Annotated in this window: 17 protein-coding genes; 5 read left to right on the plus strand and 12 right to left on the minus strand. The window is 74.4% G+C overall.

Annotated features, from left to right (window positions below; all coding sequences use genetic code 11):
- Positions 1-35 precede the first annotated feature (35 nt).
- A complete protein-coding gene (locus AB0D46_RS01805; RefSeq protein WP_362875261.1) occupies positions 36-1,106 on the plus strand; it encodes an alpha/beta hydrolase in 1,071 nt (356 codons plus the stop codon).
- A gap of 7 nt (positions 1,107-1,113) precedes the next feature.
- Here AB0D46_RS01805 and AB0D46_RS01810 read toward each other — a convergent pair whose 3' ends face one another.
- Together AB0D46_RS01810 and AB0D46_RS01815 are read right to left on the minus strand one after the other, a co-directional pair.
- Complete coding sequence (locus tag AB0D46_RS01810; RefSeq protein WP_362875262.1) at positions 1,114-2,547, minus strand: DHA2 family efflux MFS transporter permease subunit; 1,434 nt, start codon at positions 2,545-2,547, stop codon at positions 1,114-1,116.
- A 315-nt stretch (positions 2,548-2,862) separates the two neighbouring features.
- A complete protein-coding gene (locus AB0D46_RS01815; RefSeq protein WP_362875263.1) occupies positions 2,863-5,562 on the minus strand; it encodes a LuxR family transcriptional regulator in 2,700 nt (899 codons plus the stop codon).
- Positions 5,563-5,675: 113 nt separating this feature from the next.
- Between AB0D46_RS01815 and AB0D46_RS01820 the strand changes: the two genes are divergently transcribed.
- The gene (locus tag AB0D46_RS01820; RefSeq protein WP_362875264.1) at positions 5,676-6,284 is read left to right on the plus strand and encodes a DsbA family protein; all 609 of its coding nucleotides are present in this window, start codon (positions 5,676-5,678) and stop codon (positions 6,282-6,284) included.
- 181 nt (positions 6,285-6,465) lie between these two features.
- On the plus strand, positions 6,466-6,858 hold the full coding sequence (locus AB0D46_RS01825; RefSeq protein WP_362875265.1) for a TOBE domain-containing protein: 393 nt from the start codon (positions 6,466-6,468) through the stop codon (positions 6,856-6,858).
- 39 nt (positions 6,859-6,897) lie between these two features.
- On the opposite strand, the gene AB0D46_RS01830 is transcribed toward AB0D46_RS01825, so the two are convergent.
- On the minus strand, positions 6,898-7,515 hold the full coding sequence (locus AB0D46_RS01830; RefSeq protein ID WP_362875266.1) for a TetR/AcrR family transcriptional regulator: 618 nt from the start codon (positions 7,513-7,515) through the stop codon (positions 6,898-6,900).
- A gap of 95 nt (positions 7,516-7,610) precedes the next feature.
- Between AB0D46_RS01830 and AB0D46_RS01835 the strand changes: the two genes are divergently transcribed.
- The gene (locus AB0D46_RS01835; RefSeq protein WP_362875267.1) at positions 7,611-8,681 is read left to right on the plus strand and encodes an aldo/keto reductase; all 1,071 of its coding nucleotides are present in this window, start codon (positions 7,611-7,613) and stop codon (positions 8,679-8,681) included.
- A gap of 222 nt (positions 8,682-8,903) precedes the next feature.
- Here the strand turns inward: AB0D46_RS01835 and AB0D46_RS01840 are convergent, their stop codons facing one another.
- The 4 genes from AB0D46_RS01840 to AB0D46_RS01855 all read right to left on the minus strand — a co-directional run bounded on the left by AB0D46_RS01840 (position 8,904) and on the right by AB0D46_RS01855 (position 11,894).
- Complete coding sequence (locus tag AB0D46_RS01840) at positions 8,904-9,242, minus strand: MerR family transcriptional regulator (protein ID WP_362875268.1); 339 nt, start codon at positions 9,240-9,242, stop codon at positions 8,904-8,906.
- A gap of 145 nt (positions 9,243-9,387) precedes the next feature.
- Positions 9,388-9,705, minus strand: a complete 318-nt coding sequence (locus tag AB0D46_RS01845) for an SCO5918 family protein (RefSeq protein ID WP_362875269.1) — start codon at positions 9,703-9,705, stop codon at positions 9,388-9,390.
- 216 nt (positions 9,706-9,921) lie between these two features.
- Positions 9,922-11,445 (minus strand): DEAD/DEAH box helicase, encoded by a 1,524-nt coding sequence (locus AB0D46_RS01850; RefSeq protein ID WP_362875270.1) that lies wholly within the window; start codon positions 11,443-11,445, stop codon positions 9,922-9,924.
- 245 nt (positions 11,446-11,690) lie between these two features.
- Positions 11,691-11,894 (minus strand): cold-shock protein, encoded by a 204-nt coding sequence (locus tag AB0D46_RS01855; protein ID WP_030206327.1) that lies wholly within the window; start codon positions 11,892-11,894, stop codon positions 11,691-11,693.
- Between the two features lie 511 nt (positions 11,895-12,405).
- On the opposite strand from AB0D46_RS01855, the gene AB0D46_RS01860 reads away from it, so the two are divergent.
- Entirely contained in the window at positions 12,406-12,846 is a 441-nt protein-coding gene (locus AB0D46_RS01860) for a hypothetical protein (protein WP_362875271.1), read from the plus strand.
- A gap of 73 nt (positions 12,847-12,919) precedes the next feature.
- On the opposite strand, the gene AB0D46_RS01865 is transcribed toward AB0D46_RS01860, so the two are convergent.
- The 5 genes from AB0D46_RS01865 to AB0D46_RS01885 all read right to left on the minus strand — a co-directional run bounded on the left by AB0D46_RS01865 (position 12,920) and on the right by AB0D46_RS01885 (position 19,044).
- Positions 12,920-14,272, minus strand: coding sequence for a chloride channel protein (locus tag AB0D46_RS01865; RefSeq protein ID WP_362875272.1), 1,353 nt, complete (start codon positions 14,270-14,272; stop codon positions 12,920-12,922).
- An 82-nt stretch (positions 14,273-14,354) separates the two neighbouring features.
- Positions 14,355-14,942, minus strand: coding sequence for a potassium channel family protein (locus AB0D46_RS01870; protein ID WP_362875273.1), 588 nt, complete (start codon positions 14,940-14,942; stop codon positions 14,355-14,357).
- Between the two features lie 49 nt (positions 14,943-14,991).
- Positions 14,992-16,215, minus strand: a complete 1,224-nt coding sequence (locus AB0D46_RS01875) for a DUF2254 family protein (RefSeq protein ID WP_362875274.1) — start codon at positions 16,213-16,215, stop codon at positions 14,992-14,994.
- Positions 16,202-17,590, minus strand: a complete 1,389-nt coding sequence (locus AB0D46_RS01880) for a hypothetical protein (protein WP_362875275.1) — start codon at positions 17,588-17,590, stop codon at positions 16,202-16,204. Before AB0D46_RS01880 ends, AB0D46_RS01875 begins: the two co-directional genes overlap by 14 nt.
- Positions 17,591-17,700: 110 nt before the next feature.
- The gene (locus tag AB0D46_RS01885) at positions 17,701-19,044 is read right to left on the minus strand and encodes a serine hydrolase domain-containing protein (protein ID WP_362875276.1); all 1,344 of its coding nucleotides are present in this window, start codon (positions 19,042-19,044) and stop codon (positions 17,701-17,703) included.
- Positions 19,045-19,109: the final 65 nt, after the last annotated feature.

The raw sequence follows: 19,109 nt of genomic DNA on the forward strand, positions 1-19,109 counted from the left end.
CAAGGACCGGGTGGATCAGCGGAGAAGGAGCGGGCATGCGCAAGGCCTTCGTCGTCACCTTGGCGGCCGTCGTCCTGGTGGCCGCCGCCCTCGCGGGCGTCGTGCTCTGGCAGAACAGCTACGACCTGCGCGAACAGCGGGTTGCCGTGCCCGCCGACGGGCGCCTCCTGGAGGGCGTCCTGGCCACCCCCGCCGAGGGGCCGGGCCCCTTCCCGCTCGTCGTGTTCGTGCACGGGGACGGCGACGTGGACGCCACCCACGACGGGTTCTACCGGCCCTACTGGGAGGCCTTCGCCCGCGCCGGATACGCCTCGCTGTCGCTCGACAAGCCGGCCGACTGGCTCTCCCGGACGATGGACGATCGGGCCCGCGAGACGACCGACGCCCTCGCCTGGGCCCGGACCCGCCCCGGGATCGACGGGAACCGGATCGGCCTCTGGGGAGCCAGCCAGGCCGGCTGGGTCCTGCCCAAGGTGGTGGCGCGGGCACCCGCACCGGGCGTCGCCTTCGTGATCGCGGTCGGCACCGCCGTCAACTGGCACCGGCAGGGCGAGTACCACCTGCGGTCCGAACTCCGCGCCGAGGGCGCCGACCCCGCCCGGGTCGCGGACGCCCTGCGCGCCCGGGAGGCCACCCTCGCGCTGCTGCGGCGCGGGGCCACGTACGAGGAGTACCGGACGTCCCCGGACGCCGATCCCGATCTGGGCCCCGAGCGCTGGACGTTCATCGGACGCAACCACACCGCCGACGCGAGCGCGGACCTGCGCGCGATGCCCCCGGTGCCGGTCCTGCTCCTCTCCGGGTCCGACGACCTCAACGTGGACGGCGCCGAGACCGAAGCCGTGTACCGGGAACTGCTCGCCCCCGGCACCCTCACCGTCCGCCGGTACCCCGGCGCCACGCACGCACTGGTCCGCACCCCCGTCGAGCGCTCGCCCTGGCGGCTGCCCCTGACGGCGCTGTTCGCCCCGAGGTCCCTCTTCCCGTCCGGCCTCCTCGCCGACCAACGCACCTTCCTGGAACAGCAGAAGCGGCGCGCCCCGGGGGATGCCCGGGACGACGTGCCGATGCGGCCGAGGAGCGGGAGGCTCCTCGGCCGCGGGTGAGGTCCGGTCAGCGGCGGGGCTGGAACAGGGCCGGGACCAGGGAGGCGGCCATCAGAGCGACCACCCAGACGTAGGTGTCCTGGAAGGCGGCGGCCAGCGCGGGAGCCGTTGCCGGGCCGGCCTCGACCAGTCCGCCGGCTCCGGCCGCGGCCGTGGTGAGCAGGACCGACAGCAGCGCCGTACCGGCGGAGCCGGCGATCTGCGAGTTGATGTTGATGAGGGTCGAGGCCGCGGGCACCTGCTCGGCGGCGAAGCCCCGGGTCGCTCCGGTGACGGTCGGCATCATCGTCATCCCGGCGCCGGCGCCGGCCAGGGTCAGCGCGCCGACCAGCTGCCAGATCGGGGTGTCCGCGCCGAGCCGCAGGGTGAACAGCCCGTACCCGAGGACCGCGAGGACGATTCCGAAGGGGACGATCCGGCCGGCCGGGATCCGGTCCGTCAGCCGGCTCGTGATCTGGAGGGCGACGCCGGTGGCGATCACCTGCGGCACGCCGAGCAGCCCGGACATCGTCGCGCTCTCGCCGCGGACCAGCTGGTAGTACATCGGCACCAGCATCATGGCCCCGAAGTAGGCGCCGGCGAACAGGGCCAAGGTACCGATGCCGCTGGCGAAGGCGCGCACCTTCAGCAGCCGCAGGTCCAGCAGCGGGGACCGCGTCCGCAGTGCCCGGACGACGAAGCCCAGCACGAAGGCGGCGCCCAGCACGCTCGGCACCAGCGTTCCCGCCGAGGTGAAGTCACCGTGCTCACCGCCGGTGGCGAGTCCGTAGATCAGCGCGGCGAGACCGGGGGAGAGGAGGAGCAGGCCGATCACGTCGAGGCGGACGGCCTTGCGGACCGCGTCCCGGGGGAAGACCCGAGCGGCGAGCACCAGGGCGAGGACGCCGACCGGCACGTTGATGAAGAAGATCCAGCGCCACGAGGCCGCGTCGACCAGCCAGCCGCCCAACACCGGCCCGATCAGTGGAGCCACCAGGACGGGAAGGCCCAACAGGCCCATCATCCGCCCCTTGTGCTCCGGGGCGGAGGCGTTCAGCACCATGACCATGCCCAGCGGCACCACCATGCCGCCGCCGAGCCCCTGGAGGATCCGGAAGGCGATCAGGGTCTCGATGCTCCAGGCGATGCCGGCCAGTGCCGAGCCGATGCCGAACAGGGCGATGGAGAGCATGTAGAGCCGCTTGGTGCCGAACCGGCCCGAGGCCCACGCGGTGATCGGGATGACGGCGGCGAGCGCCAGCGTGTAACCGGTCGCCGTCCACTGGATCGTGGAGAGCGGGGCCTCGAAGTGCCGGGAGAGCCCGCCCAGGGCGACACCCAGGATCGTGGTGTCAAGGACGATCATGAACGAGCCGATGATCACGACCATCGCTATCGCCATGGGTGACGGGTTCGGCCGGGAGGGGGCGGGTGCCCCGATGGCGGCCAGGGACGTGCTCATGGTGTGCCTCCTCGTCGGTCCGGCGGGTCCGGCCGCGGCGGCCGGATCGGGAGGGGCGGTGCGCCGCCCGTGATCTCTTGCCCTGAACCTAGGGTCGACGGGGTGACCGGAGCCTCTGTCGAACGACTGGGGTGGGGTACCTGGTACCTGCCGGCGCATGCGGGACCGGCCGGTGTTTCACGTGAAACACCGGCCGGGGAAACGGCGTTCGGGCCGGCCCGGTTTCACGTGAAACACCGGCCCGATGCCTCGGTCGCCTCGGTCGCCTCGGTCGCCTCGGTCGCCTCGGTCGCGCAGGCCGCCCCAGCCGTATCGCTACGTCGCGAGGTCCAGCCGGGCCAGCTCCACGCGGGAGGTCACGCCCAGCTTCGGGTAGGCGTTGTAGAGGTGGTAGCCGACCGTCCTGGGGCTGAGGAAGAGCTGCGAGCCGATGTCACGGTTCGTCAGGCCCGCGGCCGCCAGCCGGGCCACCTGCAACTCCTGCGGCGTCAGGCGGTCCGTGGGGGACTCCGCCTCCGGGCCGGACCGGCTCTCCCCCGAAGCCCGCAGCTCCGCGGCGGCCCGGTCGGCCCACGGGCGCGCCCCCAGCCGTTCGAAGGCCTCCTGCGCGGCCCGCAACGGTCCCCGGGAGTCCACCGGGCGCCGGCCGCGGCGCAACCACTCCCCGTACAGCAGCCCCGTACGCGCCTCCTCGAACCGGTCGGTGTCCCGGGCGGAATGCAGCTCCAGGGCCCGCCGGAAATGCCCCTCCGGGCCCCGACCCGGCGCCGCTCCACCGTCCGCGCCGCCCGCCAGCAGCCCCTCGCACCGGGCCAGCACCGCGTGGACGGCAGGCCCGTCCAGGTGCCCGGCCAGCTCCGCCAGCCGGGCGAACGCCTCCCGTCCCTGGTCGGGACGGCCCGCCCGGACGGCCGCCTCCACCTCGTCGGCGTCCCGGCCGCAGCAGGTGCACGCCGACCCGGCGGGGGACGCCGCGGCCCGGTCGGCCGCCGCTTCGAAGCGGCCGAGCCCCAGGTCCAGCAGGATCGCGGCCGAGGTCCTCAAGTGCCGTACGTCGGGCAGGTCCACGGCGTCCGCGAGGGACCCGAGTTCCTGGAACCAGGCCTCGTCCCCGCGGGCGGCGGCCAGTTGGGCCAGCGCCGCCGCGAGCTGGGCCCGGGTCCGGGTCTGGCCGGTGTCCGAGGCGATCCGCAGCCCCTCCGTCCCCCCGGCCAGCGCGTCCCGGTGCAGCCCGAGCCGCAGTTGGGCCTGCGCCACCTCCAGCAGGGCCCGCGGCAGCAACCCGACCGCCCCTTGCGCCCGGCACTCCCGCTCCACGGCCCCGGCCCGCTCGTACGCGACCCGGTGATCGCCCAACAGGCCGTTCCAGCACGCCGCCCGCAGGCCCTCGCGCAGATCCCCCAACGGGCCCGACGAGGCGTCCCGCAGAGCCCGTAGCGCGGCCGTGCGGACCCCCGCGTCGGACGAGGACACCCGGGCCAGGGCCTGGATCGCGGCGCCGCCCGGCAGGTCCAGCTCCGCCGCGGCGGCCGCCGCACCGGCCGCCGCCTCCGGGTCACCGGCCACCCAGGCGCTGCCCACGGCCAGGAAGAGCATCCGCCCGGCGACCTGTGGCTCGGCCGCCGCGATCGGCAGGGCCGCGTCCAGCAGCAGGACGTGCGCCCGGGACAGGTCTCCCTGCTCGTTGGCGACCTCCGCGGCGATCTCCGCCACCCGGGCGCGGGCCGTCGCGTCGCCGCCCTGTTCGCGGCGGGCCGCCTCCGCGAGCTCGCCCGCGCGGTCCAACTGCCCGGCGTCGAGGGCGGCCCGCGCTGCCGAGCCCAGCCGGCGGGCCCGTTCGATCGGCTCCGGACTCAGGGCGGCCGCCCGCTCGTACACCGTGGCCAGCGCCGCGTGACCACCCCGCGCGCGGACCTGCTCGCCGCTGCGCTCCAGCTCCGCGGCGACGCCCTCGTCCGGGGCGGCCTGCGCCTGGGCCCGGTGCCACGCGGCGCGGTGCCCGCCGCCCGCGTCCGCGAGGGCCCGGTGCGCGGCGAGCCGGCGGGCGGCCGGGCCGGACCGGTAGGCCGCCGAGCGGATCAGCGGGTGCCGGAAGACGAGCCGGCCCCCGTCCAGCCGGACCAGGCCCTGCGCCTCGGCGGGCGCCAGGTCGGTGACCCCCGCGCCCAGCAGCCCGGCGGCCTCGAACACCGTCCCGGCGTCGCCCTCGTCGGCTGCGGCGGCGACCAGCAGCAAGGTGCCGGACGCCTCGGGGAGCGCCCCGATCCGGGCGGCGAAGCCCTGCTCGATCCGGCCGTGCGGGCCGTCGTACGCCGGCCCGTGCCCCTCCCGGCGCGCCGTGGTGAGTTCCAGCAGGGCCAGCGGGTTGCCCTCCGCCTCCCGCTGGATGCGTTGCCGTTCGTGGTGGTGCAGGTCGGCCGCGTACAGGGTCAGCAGGTCGCCGGCGGCCGCCGCGTCGAGCCGGCGCAACCGCAGTTCGTCGAAGCCGTCGGGCCGGAACGCCGGCGTGTGCGGGTCCCGTACGCCGAAGAGGACCGCGATCCGCTCCGCGTGCAGCCGCCGGGCCGCGAACACCAATGCCTCGGCGGAGGCCAGGTCCAGCCACTGGGCGTCGTCCAGTGCGCAGAACAGCGGCTGCTCCTCGGCGAGTTCCGCCAGCAGGGTCAGCACCGCCAGCCCGACCAGGAACCGGTCCCCGCCGCTCGGCGCGGCCTCACCCATGCCGAGCGCGGTCCGCAGGGCCCCCGCCTGCGCCCCGGGGAGGGCGTCGATCCGGTCGAGCGCCGGCCGCAGCAACAGGTGCAGCCCGGAGTACGGCAGCGCGCTCTCGAACTCGGTGCCGGTGCCGCGCAGGACCCGTGGACCGTCCCCCGCCGCGGCCACGGCCGCGTCCAGCAGTGCGGTCTTGCCGATGCCGGCCTCGCCCCGGACCACCAGGACCCCGCTGCGCCCGGCCGCCGCCCCCGCCAGCAACCGCTCCACGACGGCCAGTTCCTCGCCCCTCCCCACCAGCACGGAAAGTTCCCCCTTCGATCCCGGTCATCCGACAGATGACCACGACACCTGTGCGCTCCTACGTTGGCGTCGTCAGCCGTTCCCGTTACCGGAACCGTACTCGGAGGCCCCCGGTGAAGATCGACATCACTCTCGACATCCCTTGCGTCTGGTCGTACTTCGCCTTCAACCGGCTGCGCCGGGCGGCCGCCCGGGTCCGGGCCGCCGGAGGCACGGTCGACCTCGTCTTCCACCCCTACCAGCTGGCTCCCGGGGCGAGCGGCGAGGCCGAACCCAAATCGGCGGTGCTGCGCCGGGCGTTCGGCTCGGGAGCGGATGCCGCCGTCGCCCGCATCACCGCACTCGCCGCCGCCGAGGGCCTGGAGTTCGACCACGAACGCGCCGTCTGGTCCAACACGTTCGAGGCCCACCGGCTGATCGCGGACGCCGAGGCGCAGGGCCGCGCCGAGGACGTGGTCGAGCGGCTCTTCCGGGCCCACCACACCGACGGCCTGAACATCGCCGACCCGGAGGTCCTGCGGAGCATCGCCGCCGAGTTCTCCCTCGCCCGCCGCGACGACGGCGCCGCGGAGCTGCGCGCCGCCCTGGAACGGGTCCGGCGCGAGGCCCTGCCCGGCATCCCCTTCCTGCGCTTCCCGGACGGCACCACCGCCACGGGCATGCCGTCGGCCGCGCTGCTGGACCGCGCGCTGGGCCCGGCGGACCGCGCGACCGCGGCCTGACACCGGCAACGGGCCCGCACCCCGGCAGCCCGCCGCCCACCCCGTGCCCGGGGACGGCCCGAACCCCGCCGGACCGCGCGACCGCGGCCTGACCCCGGCAACGGGCCCGCACCCCGGCAGCCCGCCGCCCACCCCGTGCCCGGGGGCGGGAGCGGGGCCTGTACCGCCTAGGCTGCGGCCCATGGAGTCCTACACGATCGGTCAGGCGGCCCGGCTGCTCGGCGTCAGCAGTGACACCGCCCGCCGCTGGGCCGACGCCGGCCGCTTCCCCACGCGCCGCGAGGGCAACCGGCGCATCGTGGACGGGCCGGACCTGGCGGCGTTCTGCGTCGAGGTCGCGCAGGAGGGCGCCGAGGGCGAGGACGCCGCGTACACGTCGGCCCGCAACGCGTTCCCCGGCATCGTGACCGGCATCAAGCTGGGCACGGTCGGCGCCCAGGTGGACATCCAGGCCGGACCCCACCGGGTGGTGTCGCTGCTGACCCGGGAAGCGGTGGAGGAACTGGGCCTCGCGGTCGGCATGCGCGCCACCGCCCGCGTGAAGTCGACCAGCGTCTTCGTCGACCGCACCTGACACCGGCTCCCCTCGGAGGAACGGGCCCGCGGCCCCCGATCAGGCGTACGCCCCCGCGCGGGCCGCCGCGTGGGCGGCACGGGCGGCGCGGGTCGCCGCGGCCTCGTCCAAGGGGGCGTCGGTGGTCAGGAACCGGTAGTACAGGGGCGCGGAGACGGCCCGGATGACCTCGGCGGGGTCGGTGCCCGCAGGGAGTTCGCCCCGCTCCACGGCCTCCCGCACGCAGGGCGCCCATTCCGCGACGCGGACCTCGTAGAACCGGTGCAGGGCCTCGGCCGTCCTCGGATCGCTCGTGGCCGCCGCGATGACCGCCTTGAACAGGGCCCCCTGGCGCGGATCGGTCAGCGTCCGCCGTACGAGGTCCGCGTTGGCCGTGAGGTCGTCGAGCAGGGAACCCGTCTCGGTGCGCGGCAGCGACTGTTCCGCCATGTCCGTCAGCAGGTCGGCGACCAGCGCGGCGACGGTTCCCCAGCGGCGGTAGACGGTGGTCTTCCCGACGTCCGCGCGGCGGGCGATCTCGGCCAGGTCCAGTGCGTGGAAGCCCTGCTCGGCCAGGGTGTCCCCGGCCACCCGCAGGACGGCCGTACGGACCCGTGCCGTGCGGCCCCCGGGGCGGACGGTTCCGGGTTCGGCGGCGACGTCATCCTTCGAAGCCATAACGGGTCTCCGGTTCCATTAGTGGCGATGCGGTGTTACGTTGGGACCACCTTAAAGGGTCTGCGGTTCCGTTACCGCTTTCTGGAGGGAACGTCATGGAATACAGGCAGCTCGGCGCGTCCGGTCTCAAGGTCCCCGCCCTCAGCTTCGGAGCCGGCACGTTCGGCGGCCGGGGCCCCCTCTTCGGGGCCTGGGGCACCACCGACGCCCAGGAGGCGCGCCGGCTGGTGGACATCTGCCTGGAGGCGGGCATCAACCTCTTCGACACGGCCGACGTCTACTCGGACGGCGCCTCCGAAGAGGTCCTGGGCCGGGCGGTCCGGGGCCGCCGCGACCGGGTGCTCCTGTCGACCAAGGCCGGCCTGCCGATGGGCGACGGGCCCATGGACGCCGGCACCTCCCGCTCCCGCCTGATCAGGGCGACCGAGGACGCCCTGCGCCGCCTCGGCACCGACCACCTCGACCTCTTCCAACTGCACGCCTTCGACGCCGCCACCCCCGTCGAGGAGGTGCTCTCCGCCCTCGACCAACTCGTCCGCGCCGGCAAGATCCGGTACGTGGGCGTCTCCAACTTCGCCGGCTGGCAGCTGATGAAGTCCCTGTCCGCCGCCGACCGGCACGACTTCCCGCGCTACGTGGCGCACCAGGTCCACTACTCGCTCGTCGGCCGCGACTACGAGTGGGAGCTCATGCCGCTGGGTCGGGACCAGGGCGTCGGCGCCCTCGTGTGGAGCCCGCTGGGCTGGGGCCGGCTCACCGGCAAGGTGCGCCGGGGCCGTCCGCTGCCCGCCGGGAGCCGGCTGCACGACACCGCCGACTACGGCCCGCCGGTCGACGACGATCACCTCTACGACGTGGTCGACGTCCTCGACGAAGTGGCCCGGGAGACCGGCCGGACCGTCCCGCAGGTGGCCATCAACTGGCTGCTGCGCCGCCCCACCGTCTCGTCCGTCATCATCGGCGCGCGCAACGAGGAGCAGCTGCGACAGAACATCGGCGCGGTCGGCTGGTCCCTGTCGGCCGAACAGACGGCCCGCCTCGACGCCGTGAGCCACCGCCCGGCGCCGTACCCGTACTTCCCGTACGAGCGCCAGGAGGGCTTCGCCCGGCTCAACCCCCCGCTGATCCAGCCCCCGACGGCGCTCCCCCGCCCCGCGGCGGTGTGACGCGCCCACGGGAGCCCCCGCCCGGTGGGGCCCGGAGCGGGGGGACGTCGCCGGCTCAGCCCGCGAGGACCGCGCTCAGGTCGATCCGCGCGAGCCGTTCGGGGTCGGTGAGGACGTCCAGCGCGGTGATCCGGCCGTCCCGGACGGTGAACGCCCGGAGCCGGGCGTTCACGGGGGCCGGGGAGCGTCCCGGGGGGAGGCGCGGCGCGGACGGCCGCGGGGTCAGCCGGTGTCGCCGTCCGGTCGGCCCCCGGCACGCCGGTACTCGGCGTTGATGCGCTGGGCCTCTTCCAGCTGGTCCTCCAGGATGACGATGCGGCAGGCCGCTTCGACCGGAGTGCCCTGGTCGACGAGTTCCCGGGCCCGGGCGGCGATCCGCAGCTGGTAGCGCGAATAGCGGCGGTGGCCGCCCTCCGAGCGCAGCGGGGTGATCAACCGGGCCTCACCGATGGCACGCAGGAACCCGGGCGTGGTGCCGAGCATCTCGGCCGCCCTTCCCATCGTGTAGGCGGGGTAGTCGTCGTCTTGCAGTCGGTCGCCGAGCGGGTTGTCCGCCGTCATCCGCACCTCCTCGGGGAACGTGACGGGGCCCCGGCGCCGTACGGCACCGGGGCCCCGAAGGAAATTCAACACCATCCGCAGGTTCCGTCGTCGCCCCACCCTCGGGGCAACGCCGGCGTCCCCACCTGCGGGCGGGTTCGGTGGGTCAGGCGGACACCGGAGTTCCGAGTGCCGCCTCGGCCCGCTGGAGGGGGGTGAGGGCGGGCGCCGGCGCGGGTGCGGCCTCGACGGGGAGGGTGCGGCAGGTGAAGCCGAGCGCGGTCATGGCCCGGACGACCTCGGCGGCGCTGAAGTCGCGGCGGTCCTGCCGGGTGACGACCTCACCGACCTGCTTCACGGGGTACGTACGGCGTCCGATGATCACGGAGTCACCGGTGACCGGCTCGGGCTTGACGCCCTTCATCTTTTCCAGCACGCCGCTCTTGGTCAGGTCGAAGGGGAAGCGGGCGATGACGCAGCGCATGGGACCTCACAGGGAATCGCAGGGGAGAAGGGGGACGGCCCGATGGCCCGACCCCGGCCGGGGCCGGGCCCCGACCCGGGGCCTCGGCCCTCAGGCCTCAACCGTAGGGCCCGGAGCCCGAAGCCTCATACCGCGGGCCTCGTAGCGCGGGCCTCGTAGCGCGGGCCGTACGCCACGCGCCGGACCGCGGCCGAGCCGCGGTCGGGCGTCGCGGCCTTACGCGGCGGCGTCGAGCGACGACTGCGTACGGGCCGGACGGCGACGGGCCTGCGAGGGGCGACCGCGACCACCGCGGGAGGTGGCGCTGCGCGACGAGCGCTCGGCCGGGGGCGCGGTGATGACGACCGGCACGCCCGACGGGGTGCGGGCGCCGGTGATCCGGTTCAGGGCCTCTTCGCCGGAGCGGACCTGGGTGACGGTGGGGTTGATCCCGGCGTCCGACATGAGGCGGGTCATGGCGCGGCGCTGCTGGGGCGTGACCAGGGTGACGACGCTGCCGGACTCGCCGGCGCGGGCGGTGCGGCCGCCGCGGTGCAGGTAGTCCTTGTGGTCGGTGGGCGGGTCGACGTTGACGACGAGGTCGAGGTTGTCGACGTGGATGCCGCGGGCGGCGACGTTCGTGGCGACCAGGACGGTGACGTGTCCGGTCTTGAACTGGGCGAGGGTGCGGGTGCGCTGGGGCTGCGACTTCCCGCCGTGCAGGGCGGCGGCCCGTACCCCGCTGTTGAGGAGGTCCTGGGTCAGCCGGTCCACCGCGTGCTTGGTGTCCAGGAACATGATCACGCGGCCCTCGCGGGCGGCGATCTCGGTGGTCGTGGCCTGCTTGTCGGTGCCGTGCACGTGCAGCACGTGGTGCTCCATCGTGGTGACGGCGCCCGCGGACGGGTCGACGGAGTGCACGACCGGGTCGTGCAGGTAGCGGCGCACCAGCAGGTCGACGTTGCGGTCCAGGGTGGCGGAGAACAGCATCCGCTGGCCGCCGGGGCTGACCTGGTCGAGCAGGGCCGTGACCTGGGGCATGAAGCCCATGTCGGCCATCTGGTCGGCCTCGTCGAGCACGGTGATGTCCACCTGGTCGAGCCGGCAGTCGCCGCGGTCGATCAGGTCCTTGAGGCGCCCGGGCGTGGCGACGACGACCTCGGCGCCGCCGCGAAGCGCCGAGGCCTGCCGGCCGATGGACATGCCGCCGACGACGGTCGCCAGCCGCAGCCGCACGGCGCGGGCGTACGGGGTGAGCGCGTCGGTGACCTGCTGCGCCAGCTCGCGGGTCGGTACGAGGATCAGTGCGAGCGGCTGACGGGGCTCGGCGCGTCGCCCGGCGGTACGGGACAGCAGCGCGAGGCCGAAGGCGAGGGTCTTGCCGGAGCCGGTGCGCCCGCGGCCGAGGGCGTCACGGCCGGCGAGGGTGTTCGGCAGGGTCGCGGCCTGGATCGGGAACGGGACGGTCACGCCCCCGGCCACCAGGGCCGCCAGGATCGGTCCCGGCATGCCGAGGTCGGCGAACGCCTCGACGGCGGGCAGCGCCGGGGTGATCGTCTCGGGCAGCGCGAACTCCCCCTGGGGGGCCGAGGGACGGCGGCCGTAGCCGCCGCTCGGACGGCCGTAGCCACCCGAGCGTCCCTGGCCGCCGCCGCCGCCACCGCCGGAGCGGGTGGGGGCACCCGAACGGGTGGGGGAGGACCAGGAGCCGGCGCCGGAGCGGCCGCGGGAGGATCGTTCATTCGTACGTGTGCGGTTCATTGGGGAACCTTCCTTGATGCGGCGCGTATCAAGGAATTCCCGCAGCGAAAAGCACCGCGCGGAGAATAGCGAGAACGGGCCGGATGAAAATGCGGAACGGGGTGGGCCGAGCGTGCGACCGGGCGGGCCGCGGAGGCTCTTACGGAATTCAATTCCGGAGCCGTGGGCCCTGCCCCCCTGCGGAAAAACGGACGAGCCGGGGCCCGCACCCCAAGGTGCGGGACCCGGCTCGTCCAACGCGTGCGTCAGGCAGAGACGATGTTCTCGGCCGTCGGGCCCTTCTGGCCCTGCGCGATGTCGAAGTTGACCTTCTGGCCTTCCTGGAGCTCGCGGAAGCCCTGGGAGGCGATGTTCGAGTAGTGGGCGAACACGTCAGGGCCGCCACCATCCTGCTCGATGAAACCGAAACCCTTTTCGGCGTTGAACCACTTCACGGTGCCAGATGCCATGTTAAATCTCCTTCGGGGGCAAAGCCCGGAGCCCGCACTGTGCGGACTCCGCGTCGCCGCGATGATTGCCCCGTCCGGAAAACGCACCGGAAATACAGAAGTGCTTCCACCCGAAAGAATCCGGTGGAGGCACTTGGAGTTTTGGGAACCACAACTGCAACTGGTATCGACAGTAGCACGGTGGGGGCGGTTCCGTGGGGTGAATCATTTGGGTCCGTCGCATGCGTGAGAAATGTTTACCGGGCCTTGTGGCTAATTCTCACTTCGCGGAGGCAGATATCGGAAGCCCCTCGGGGGAGGGTTCGTGCGGCACGTCGCGTGCCCCTTGGGCCGGGGCTGCGCGGGCGCGCGAACGACTCCTGCCGAAAGTCCGACGGGAGTGTGAGGGAAGCGACTCCGAACGGAGGGTGTCCGGGTGCGTCCCGTGTCGATCGATGCGGATACCGGTATATGTACTGATAAATCTCGTGCGTCCGCCCTGTCTGTTGTCTGGTCGAGGAAGGCCCCCTCCATGAAGCGTTTCCCGGTGATCGGCGTGCTCTGCGTCAGCGTGGTGTTCGGTCTGAGCGCGTGCTCGGACGACAGCGACAACTCGCCCTCCGACGAGGCCAGCAAGGCCACCCAGGCCGCAGCCGCCCTCTGTACCGATCTGGCCGCGCTGAAGGCCGACAACGCCAAGCTGAAGGCCCTGAGTCCGGCCAACGCGACGAAGGACCAGGTCAAGGACGCCTACGACGCCGTCCAGAAGGACTGGGAGGGCGTGAAGGAGAACACCTCCGCCCTCAAGGAGGCCGAGCGTTCCGCGGTGCAGTCCGCCGCCGAGGACCTCAAGAAGGCCTACGAGGCCCTCCCGGGCGACACCACCGGCCAGGACGCGCTGACCCAGCTCCAGCCGAAGATCCAGACCCTCGACCAGGCCACGACGTCCGCCTCCTCCGGCCTCAAGTGCTGACGAGGCCACGCTCCCCCCACGCGTCAAGGCCCCGCCCGGTCCTCCGGGCGGGGCCTTCGCGTCGTCCGGAGCGTCAGCCGCCGGCCGGCGCGGACGCGGGCGCCGCCCCGCCGACGGGCAGCAGCTCCGTGACGGCGAAGGCGACCACGACGGCCAGGATCACCACGGGCATCATCGCGGCGCTGCCCAGCAGCAGGACGACGAGGACCACGCTGCTCACCGGCAGCCGCAGCACGGCGGCCGTGGCGGCCGCCATCCCGGCGGCCATCGCGGGCGCGATGCCCAGGCCCGGCAGGGGCGCCAGGAGCACGCCCGCCGCGGCCCCGAGGAAGAGCGCGGGGAAGACGGGGCCGCCGCGCAGGCTACCGAGGCACAGCGCGTACGCGGCGCCCTTGAACAGCAGCAGGGCCAGCAGCGCGCCGATGCCCCAGGCGTACGGATCCGCCGCCAGCGAGGCGAGGGCGGCCTGCCCGGACAGCGCGGCCTCGGCCGGGGACCGGCCGGTGACCAGGGCGTAGAGGGCGGCACAGGCCGCGGCGCCGAGGGCGCACAGCACGGTCCGTACGAGGGGTCGCCCCGCGACCCACCCGGCGACGACCCGGGCCCCGGCCGACGCCGGGTACACGGCGACGGCGAAGGCCGCCCCGATGACCACCGCGTAGAACACGTCCGGCGCGTCCAGCCGGGGGAGCGGCGCGTACAGCTTGAGGGACAGGTCCCCGGTGCCGAGCCCCGTCCAGCGCCCGAGCCCCGTGAACACCAGGGACCCGACGCCGCTGGAGAGCAGGGCGGGCAGCATCACGGCGAACAGCTGGGGCCCGCCCACGCCGGCCACCTCGATCAGCAGGACCGCGGCGATGAGCGGGTTGCCGAAGATCGCCGCGATGGCGGCGGCGGACCCGGCCGCGCCCAGCAGCGCGAGCCCGCGCGGGGTCGCCGGCGCCCGCGACAGGTCCCGGAACAGCAGGGCGAGCCCGCCGCCCAGGGCGATCAGAGGTGCCTCGGGGCCCAGGACGGCCCCGAACGGCAGGCAGGCCGCCGCCGCGAGCAGGATCCCGGGCAGTGCGGCCGGCGAGGTGACCCCGGTGTGCAGCCCGGCCCCCGGCACGTCGCCGCCCGCGCCGGGCAGGTGCGTGGCGACCAGGCCGACGACGGTTCCGGCGACGAGCAGCAGCGGGAACGGCCACCACCAGGGCGGGTCCGTCAGGCCCAGGGCCGAGGGGAGGTCGGCCCACAGGACGTGCTCCAGCTCGTGCAGGCCCACCAGGAACCAGAACGCGGTCAGGGACACCGGGATGCCGATGAGGGCGCACAGGACGAGCGTCTTCAGGTAGCCGGGGCTGCGGAGGATCTGCTTCAGGACGTCGGCCTCCTGCGGCTGTCCGCCGGTCGTCGCGGGTTCGGAAGGGGTTCGCGGCTCCGCCATGGATCACGTCCTTTCGCGCTTCCTCGATGGTCCACCCGAGTGGCGCCGCCCGCCGCCGGAACGTCCGCCGGAACGTCCGCCGTCAGGGTCCGTCGTCCGTGCCCGTGCCGCCCGCCGCGCGTCGGGCGACCCCGATCCTGACCGCGCTGAACAGCACCTTGGCGATCAGGCCGACCAGGATCAGGTCGGCGATCATCTGCACGGTGGTCAGCGCCCGGCCGGTCTGGGTGACGGGCGCGATGTCCCCGAACCCCACGGTCGCGAAGACGGTGACCGTGAAGTACAGGGCGTCGGTCCGGTTGAGCGGCTCCGAGAACGAGCCGGGCTCGTTCTGCGAGAGCAGGAAGTACGTCACGGAGAACAGCAGCAGGAACAGCGGGACGGCGGTCGCCAGCGCCTCCACGGCCCGCAGCCGCGGGTGCTTCGCGTGGGTGATGGCGAAGACCTGCCAGACGACGAGCGCCCCGAACAGGCCGAGGCCCAGGATCAGCAGCAGCGCGGTCGTGACCCCTACCTCGTGGTCCAGCGGTGCCACGTAGAACAGCCAGGTGAGCAGACCGGCCGAGGCCACCGAGCGGGACAGCGGCGCCACGAGCATGCGGCGCAGCTGCCGGGGGGTGGCGCCGGCCCGGCCCGGTGCCGCGGATGCCTCGGGCGCCTCGGGTTCCATGGCTTCAGGAGAAGGCGCCGACGCGTTCCGCGCGACCCGGGCGCCCCCGCTACGGGGGCGGGGGCTCGGCCCACACCAGCGGGTGGGCCGAGCTGCCCGTACGGTCGACCCGGCGCAGGCGCTCCCGTACGATCGCGCGCCGCTCCGGGGGGCAGCGGACCTCCAGTCGGGCCAACAGGTCGCGGAGCCTGCGCAGGGCCATCGGGGAACCGGCGGCCGCGCGGGACAGCTCGTCGACGGCGGTGGCGACGTACTGCTCCCAGTCGGGGACCGGGAGCGTCACCCGCGGCCGGCCGGCGCCGTCGGAGAAGTCGCCGATGTCGAGGTCCCGGTCGGCCAGACGGGTCAACAGGTCCTCCGTACGGTCCATGCTCTCGACGGCCGTCGCCGGGTCGTTGACGGCCGGGGACAGCGCCCGCAGCGCGATGTCCGCGAGCAGCCGGAACGGCAGGTCGGGGTCCTGGTCGAAGGTGCGCTCGGAACCGGTCGTCACGGCGGCGAGCAGCGCGGGCGCGGGTGGTCCGGGGCCGCCCGAGACCTCGGCGAGCACCGAGCCCCGCCACACCGGCGTGCCGGGGGCGACGCGGAACGCGATCACGCAGTCGTGTCGCTCCGCGAGGGCGACCAGCGCGCGCACGTCGATCCGCTGGACCACGGTCGCCGCCCCGGACCACCGGACGGGAACGCCGTCCTCCCGTGGGTGGGGCTTCGGCCGGTCCGGGGCGTACGGGCGGTCGTACAGGTCGTCGAGGAGGAGGTGGGCGCGGCCGCAGATGGCGGTCAGCGAGTGGCCGAGCTGGATCGAGTCGAACGCCTTCATCTGCAGCGCCCGCATGAGGCCGATCGCGACCAGCGAGGCCAGCATGGCGACGCAGGGGGCGAGGGCCGAGACGCTGTCGCCGACGCCGATGGTCAGCCCCGAGGTGACGCAGAAGACGAACACGCCGACGGTGAAGGCGAAGGCCCGCCAGACGATCGGTTCGTCCCGGAACAGGGCCAGGCGCGGGGTGAAGGCGCCGGCCGAGAACTGGACGACCAGGAACAACATCGAGTAGATGATGCTGACCAGGCCGATCACGCCGAACCCGATGGTGAACAGCAGGTTCGCGGCGCGGCCTGCGTCGACCTGGGGCCCCGCCGACATCATCGGCACCACCAGCCCCAGCAGCAGCCCGCTGACGGCGCACAGCAGCTGCGACAGGTCCCGGCGGACCGCGCGCGCCGGGCGCCGGAACAGCGAGCCCGGCCGACCCCGCCGGTCAGGGGCCCGCACGCGCCGCACCCCCGTCCCCATCACTGGGCGCGGCTCCGGCACCGGTCCGGCCGGCGGCGGCCAGCAGGGCGAGCACCGCGAGGACGGCGAGCAGGACCAGTACCAGCAGCAGCACGGTGAGCACCGTCGGGTGGTTCCACAGCGCGAACACCACCGCGATGACGGTCACCACCACCGCGGTCACCCACCGCCGGTTCGTCTCCACCCAGGCGCCCGCGCGCCCGCCGGCCACCCCGTGGGCGGCGCCCCACCGGGCGGTGGCGTCGGCGGTGCGCTCCGCCCGGCCGCGCACCCCGCGCGCCAACCCGCCCGGCCCGGTGAGGTACGCGCCGAGCGCCACGACGACCCCGAGCACCAGGGCGGTCCGCAGGGCGACCCGCAGGAACCGGACGAGCGTGTCGAAGACCGCCGCCGCGGCCGCCGGGGACTGGACCTGCGCGGGCAGGTGGTCCAGGTAGGAGTGGCGTACGACGACCAGGGCGATGCCGACCAGCAGGCAGCAGGCGGCCGCGCAGAGGGCGGTGGTCACCAGCGCGCGGCGGCGGCGCCGGGCGAGCAGGACGCCGGCCGTGGCGAGGGCCACGGTCAGCACGGGCAGCCAGTTGCCGACGACGTCGAGGAGGTGGACGGCGCCCCGGATCTTCTTCAGCTCGTCGGACTGGAAGAGGACCATCTGCTGGTCGACGTCCGGGATCCTCGCGGCCGGGGAGAGGCCGGCGTCGACGAGTTCCCTCTTGACGGTTTCCACGGCGGTGCCGAGGTCGAGGGTGACGGTGCCGCCGTCGACCTCCACCGCGCCCCGGCCGTGGCCGGTGAGCGCGCGCACCACGGCCCCGTGGGCGAGGAGGTTGGCGCGGGTCCACACCGCCTCGAAGCGGTCGCTCCCGACGAAGCGGGTGGCGACCTTCGAGACGGCCTCGTCGGCGGCGGAGTCCAGGGAGGGCCCGAGCGCCTTGACGGCCGTGCCGACCCTCGGCGGCAGCCCCTGCTCCTCCAGCCACTTCGCGAGGTCGGCGGTGATGCGGGCCCCGTCGACCCGTACGTCCGCCGCCACGCCGATCCGGTGCACGGCGGCCGCCTCGATCGCCGGGTTCGAGGCGAGGGGCGCGACGGTGGACACGTAGCGGCCGGTGTCCAGCACGATGTCGTGCACCCAGACGGTGATCAGGGACAGCGGGACGAAGAGGCAGGCGAGGGTGATCAGGATCGCCGAGAACGCGCTCCGCACGATCCGCCCCACCCGCGACGTCCCCCGCGGCGCGGCCAGGTCCGGCGGGCCGGGCGGATCGGGCGGATCGGACGGCGCGGGCGGCGCGGACGGCGCGGGCGGGCCGGGCGGCGCGGGCGGGTCGGGCGGGTCGGACGGCAGGGTCATGGCACTCCCGGGAACGGCTGGGGCGGAACGCCGCCTCCTGCCATTGGGCACGTGCCGCCCCGCGCCGCGCACGCCCGGTTGGGCCCGTCGGGTGCACGTACGCCCACGGCCTAGCCGTCGGTGACGGTGGGCAGCGCGAGGCCGTAGACCTGGTTGAGGACGGTGGGCAGCAGGGCGTTGGCCGTCGTCCTGCCGTCGGGCGACAGCGTCAGGTTCGTCCAGATGACGAGCGTGACGTCGTGTTCCGGGTCGTGGCCGATGAAGGAGTTGAAGCCGGGCAGCTCCCCGCCGTGGTAGTACATCGCGGCCTGCGGGGCGAAGCGCTGGTAGGAGATGCCGTACCCGTACTTCTGCCCGTCGGGCGCCGCCGGGTCCTCGGCCCGTGGGCTGTCGAGCCACTGCTTCTGCGTGGCGGGGTCGAGGACCTTGCCCGTGACCAGCGACCGGATCCAGGTGGCCAGGTCGTCGGCGGTGGATACGGCGCTGCCGGCGGCGGCGTACGAGGGGTTCTGACGGGTGTAGTCCACCGGCTTCAGCTCCCCGGACAGCGCCGCCGCCCGCAGGTCGGCCGGGTACGGCTCGTCGACGAGCGCGTACGCCGAACCGCCGTACATGTAGCCGTGCGCGTAGGGGCTCGGCAGGGTCGTGTCGTCGGCGGCGGGCAGCGAACTCCCGACCATCCTGAGCGGGGCGTACAGCCGGTCGTGGAACTGCCGGGCCAACGGGAGGCCGCCCGCCTTCTCGGCGACCAGGCCCAGCAGGACGTAGTTGGTGTTGCTGTACTCGAACGAGGCGTCGGGCGCGAAGTTCGGGGGGCGCCGGAACGAGAGGTCCAGCATCTCGCGCGGCGTCACGGCCCTGCCCGGGTCGGAGTCCATCCGCGCGGCGAGTTCGGGCGCGTCGGTGTGGTTCCAGAGCCCGCTGCGCATCCTCAGCAGGTCGGCGAGGGTGATGTGCTCGCCGTTCGGCACGCCGGGGACGTACGCGGACACCGGATCGGTCAGCTCCAGCCTGCCGTCCTGCGCCAGCAGCATGATCAGCGCGGCGGTCATGGTCTTGGTGTTGGAGGCGATCCGGAAGTGGTCGGCGGTCGTGGGGCGGTCGGAGGTGCCCAGCTCGGTCGTGCCGACGGCCGCACGGAAGGTGCCCTGCGGGGTACGGAGCAACACGACCGCGCCCGGAACCCCCAGTTCCTTCGCCGCCGCCGCCACGGCGGACCGCAGTGCGGCCGGATCGACGGGCTCCAGGGCCGCCGGGAGGGCGGGGCCCGCGGTGGAAACCGTCGGACCGGCCGGGTCCGCGGCCCCCGTCGCCCCGGCCGGCAGCGCGCAGCCCACGATCAGCAGGGCCGCGCACGGCGCCACCACGGCCGTACGGAGTGGGAATCGCCGCAGCCGGTGGAGCCGGTCGGATCGGCGGTACGGGGCTTCGTCCTCGGCCCGGGAGTTGCTCATGCCGGCATCACAGCCTTCGCCCTCGTGCACGGCGATCCGGCGGTCCGGCGCCCCGACCGGGGCGC

This window comes from Streptomyces sp. NPDC048383, assembly GCF_040651775.1.
Taxonomy (GTDB): Bacteria; Actinomycetota; Actinomycetes; order Streptomycetales; family Streptomycetaceae; genus Streptomyces.

What these genes read in the sequence shown, in the direction of transcription:
- AB0D46_RS01855 (WP_030206327.1), bottom strand. Translation starts at nt 11,894, where the DNA reads ATGGCATCTGGCACCGTGAAGTGGTTCAACGCCGAAAAGGGTTTCGGT.
- AB0D46_RS01810 (WP_362875262.1), bottom strand. Translation starts at nt 2,547, where the DNA reads ATGAGCACGTCCCTGGCCGCCATCGGGGCACCCGCCCCCTCCCGGCCG.
- AB0D46_RS01845 (WP_362875269.1), bottom strand. Translation starts at nt 9,705, where the DNA reads ATGCGCTGCGTCATCGCCCGCTTCCCCTTCGACCTGACCAAGAGCGGC.
- AB0D46_RS01880 (WP_362875275.1), bottom strand. Translation starts at nt 17,590, where the DNA reads ATGACCCTGCCGTCCGACCCGCCCGACCCGCCCGCGCCGCCCGGCCCG.
- AB0D46_RS01885 (WP_362875276.1), bottom strand. Translation starts at nt 19,044, where the DNA reads ATGAGCAACTCCCGGGCCGAGGACGAAGCCCCGTACCGCCGATCCGAC.
- AB0D46_RS01830 (WP_362875266.1), bottom strand. Translation starts at nt 7,515, where the DNA reads ATGGCTTCGAAGGATGACGTCGCCGCCGAACCCGGAACCGTCCGCCCC.
- AB0D46_RS01835 (WP_362875267.1), top strand. Translation starts at nt 7,611, where the DNA reads ATGGAATACAGGCAGCTCGGCGCGTCCGGTCTCAAGGTCCCCGCCCTC.
- AB0D46_RS01840 (WP_362875268.1), bottom strand. Translation starts at nt 9,242, where the DNA reads ATGACGGCGGACAACCCGCTCGGCGACCGACTGCAAGACGACGACTAC.
- AB0D46_RS01805 (WP_362875261.1), top strand. Translation starts at nt 36, where the DNA reads ATGCGCAAGGCCTTCGTCGTCACCTTGGCGGCCGTCGTCCTGGTGGCC.
- AB0D46_RS01825 (WP_362875265.1), top strand. Translation starts at nt 6,466, where the DNA reads ATGGAGTCCTACACGATCGGTCAGGCGGCCCGGCTGCTCGGCGTCAGC.
- AB0D46_RS01850 (WP_362875270.1), bottom strand. Translation starts at nt 11,445, where the DNA reads ATGAACCGCACACGTACGAATGAACGATCCTCCCGCGGCCGCTCCGGC.
- AB0D46_RS01865 (WP_362875272.1), bottom strand. Translation starts at nt 14,272, where the DNA reads ATGGCGGAGCCGCGAACCCCTTCCGAACCCGCGACGACCGGCGGACAG.
- AB0D46_RS01860 (WP_362875271.1), top strand. Translation starts at nt 12,406, where the DNA reads ATGAAGCGTTTCCCGGTGATCGGCGTGCTCTGCGTCAGCGTGGTGTTC.
- AB0D46_RS01870 (WP_362875273.1), bottom strand. Translation starts at nt 14,942, where the DNA reads ATGGAACCCGAGGCGCCCGAGGCATCCGCGGCACCGGGCCGGGCCGGC.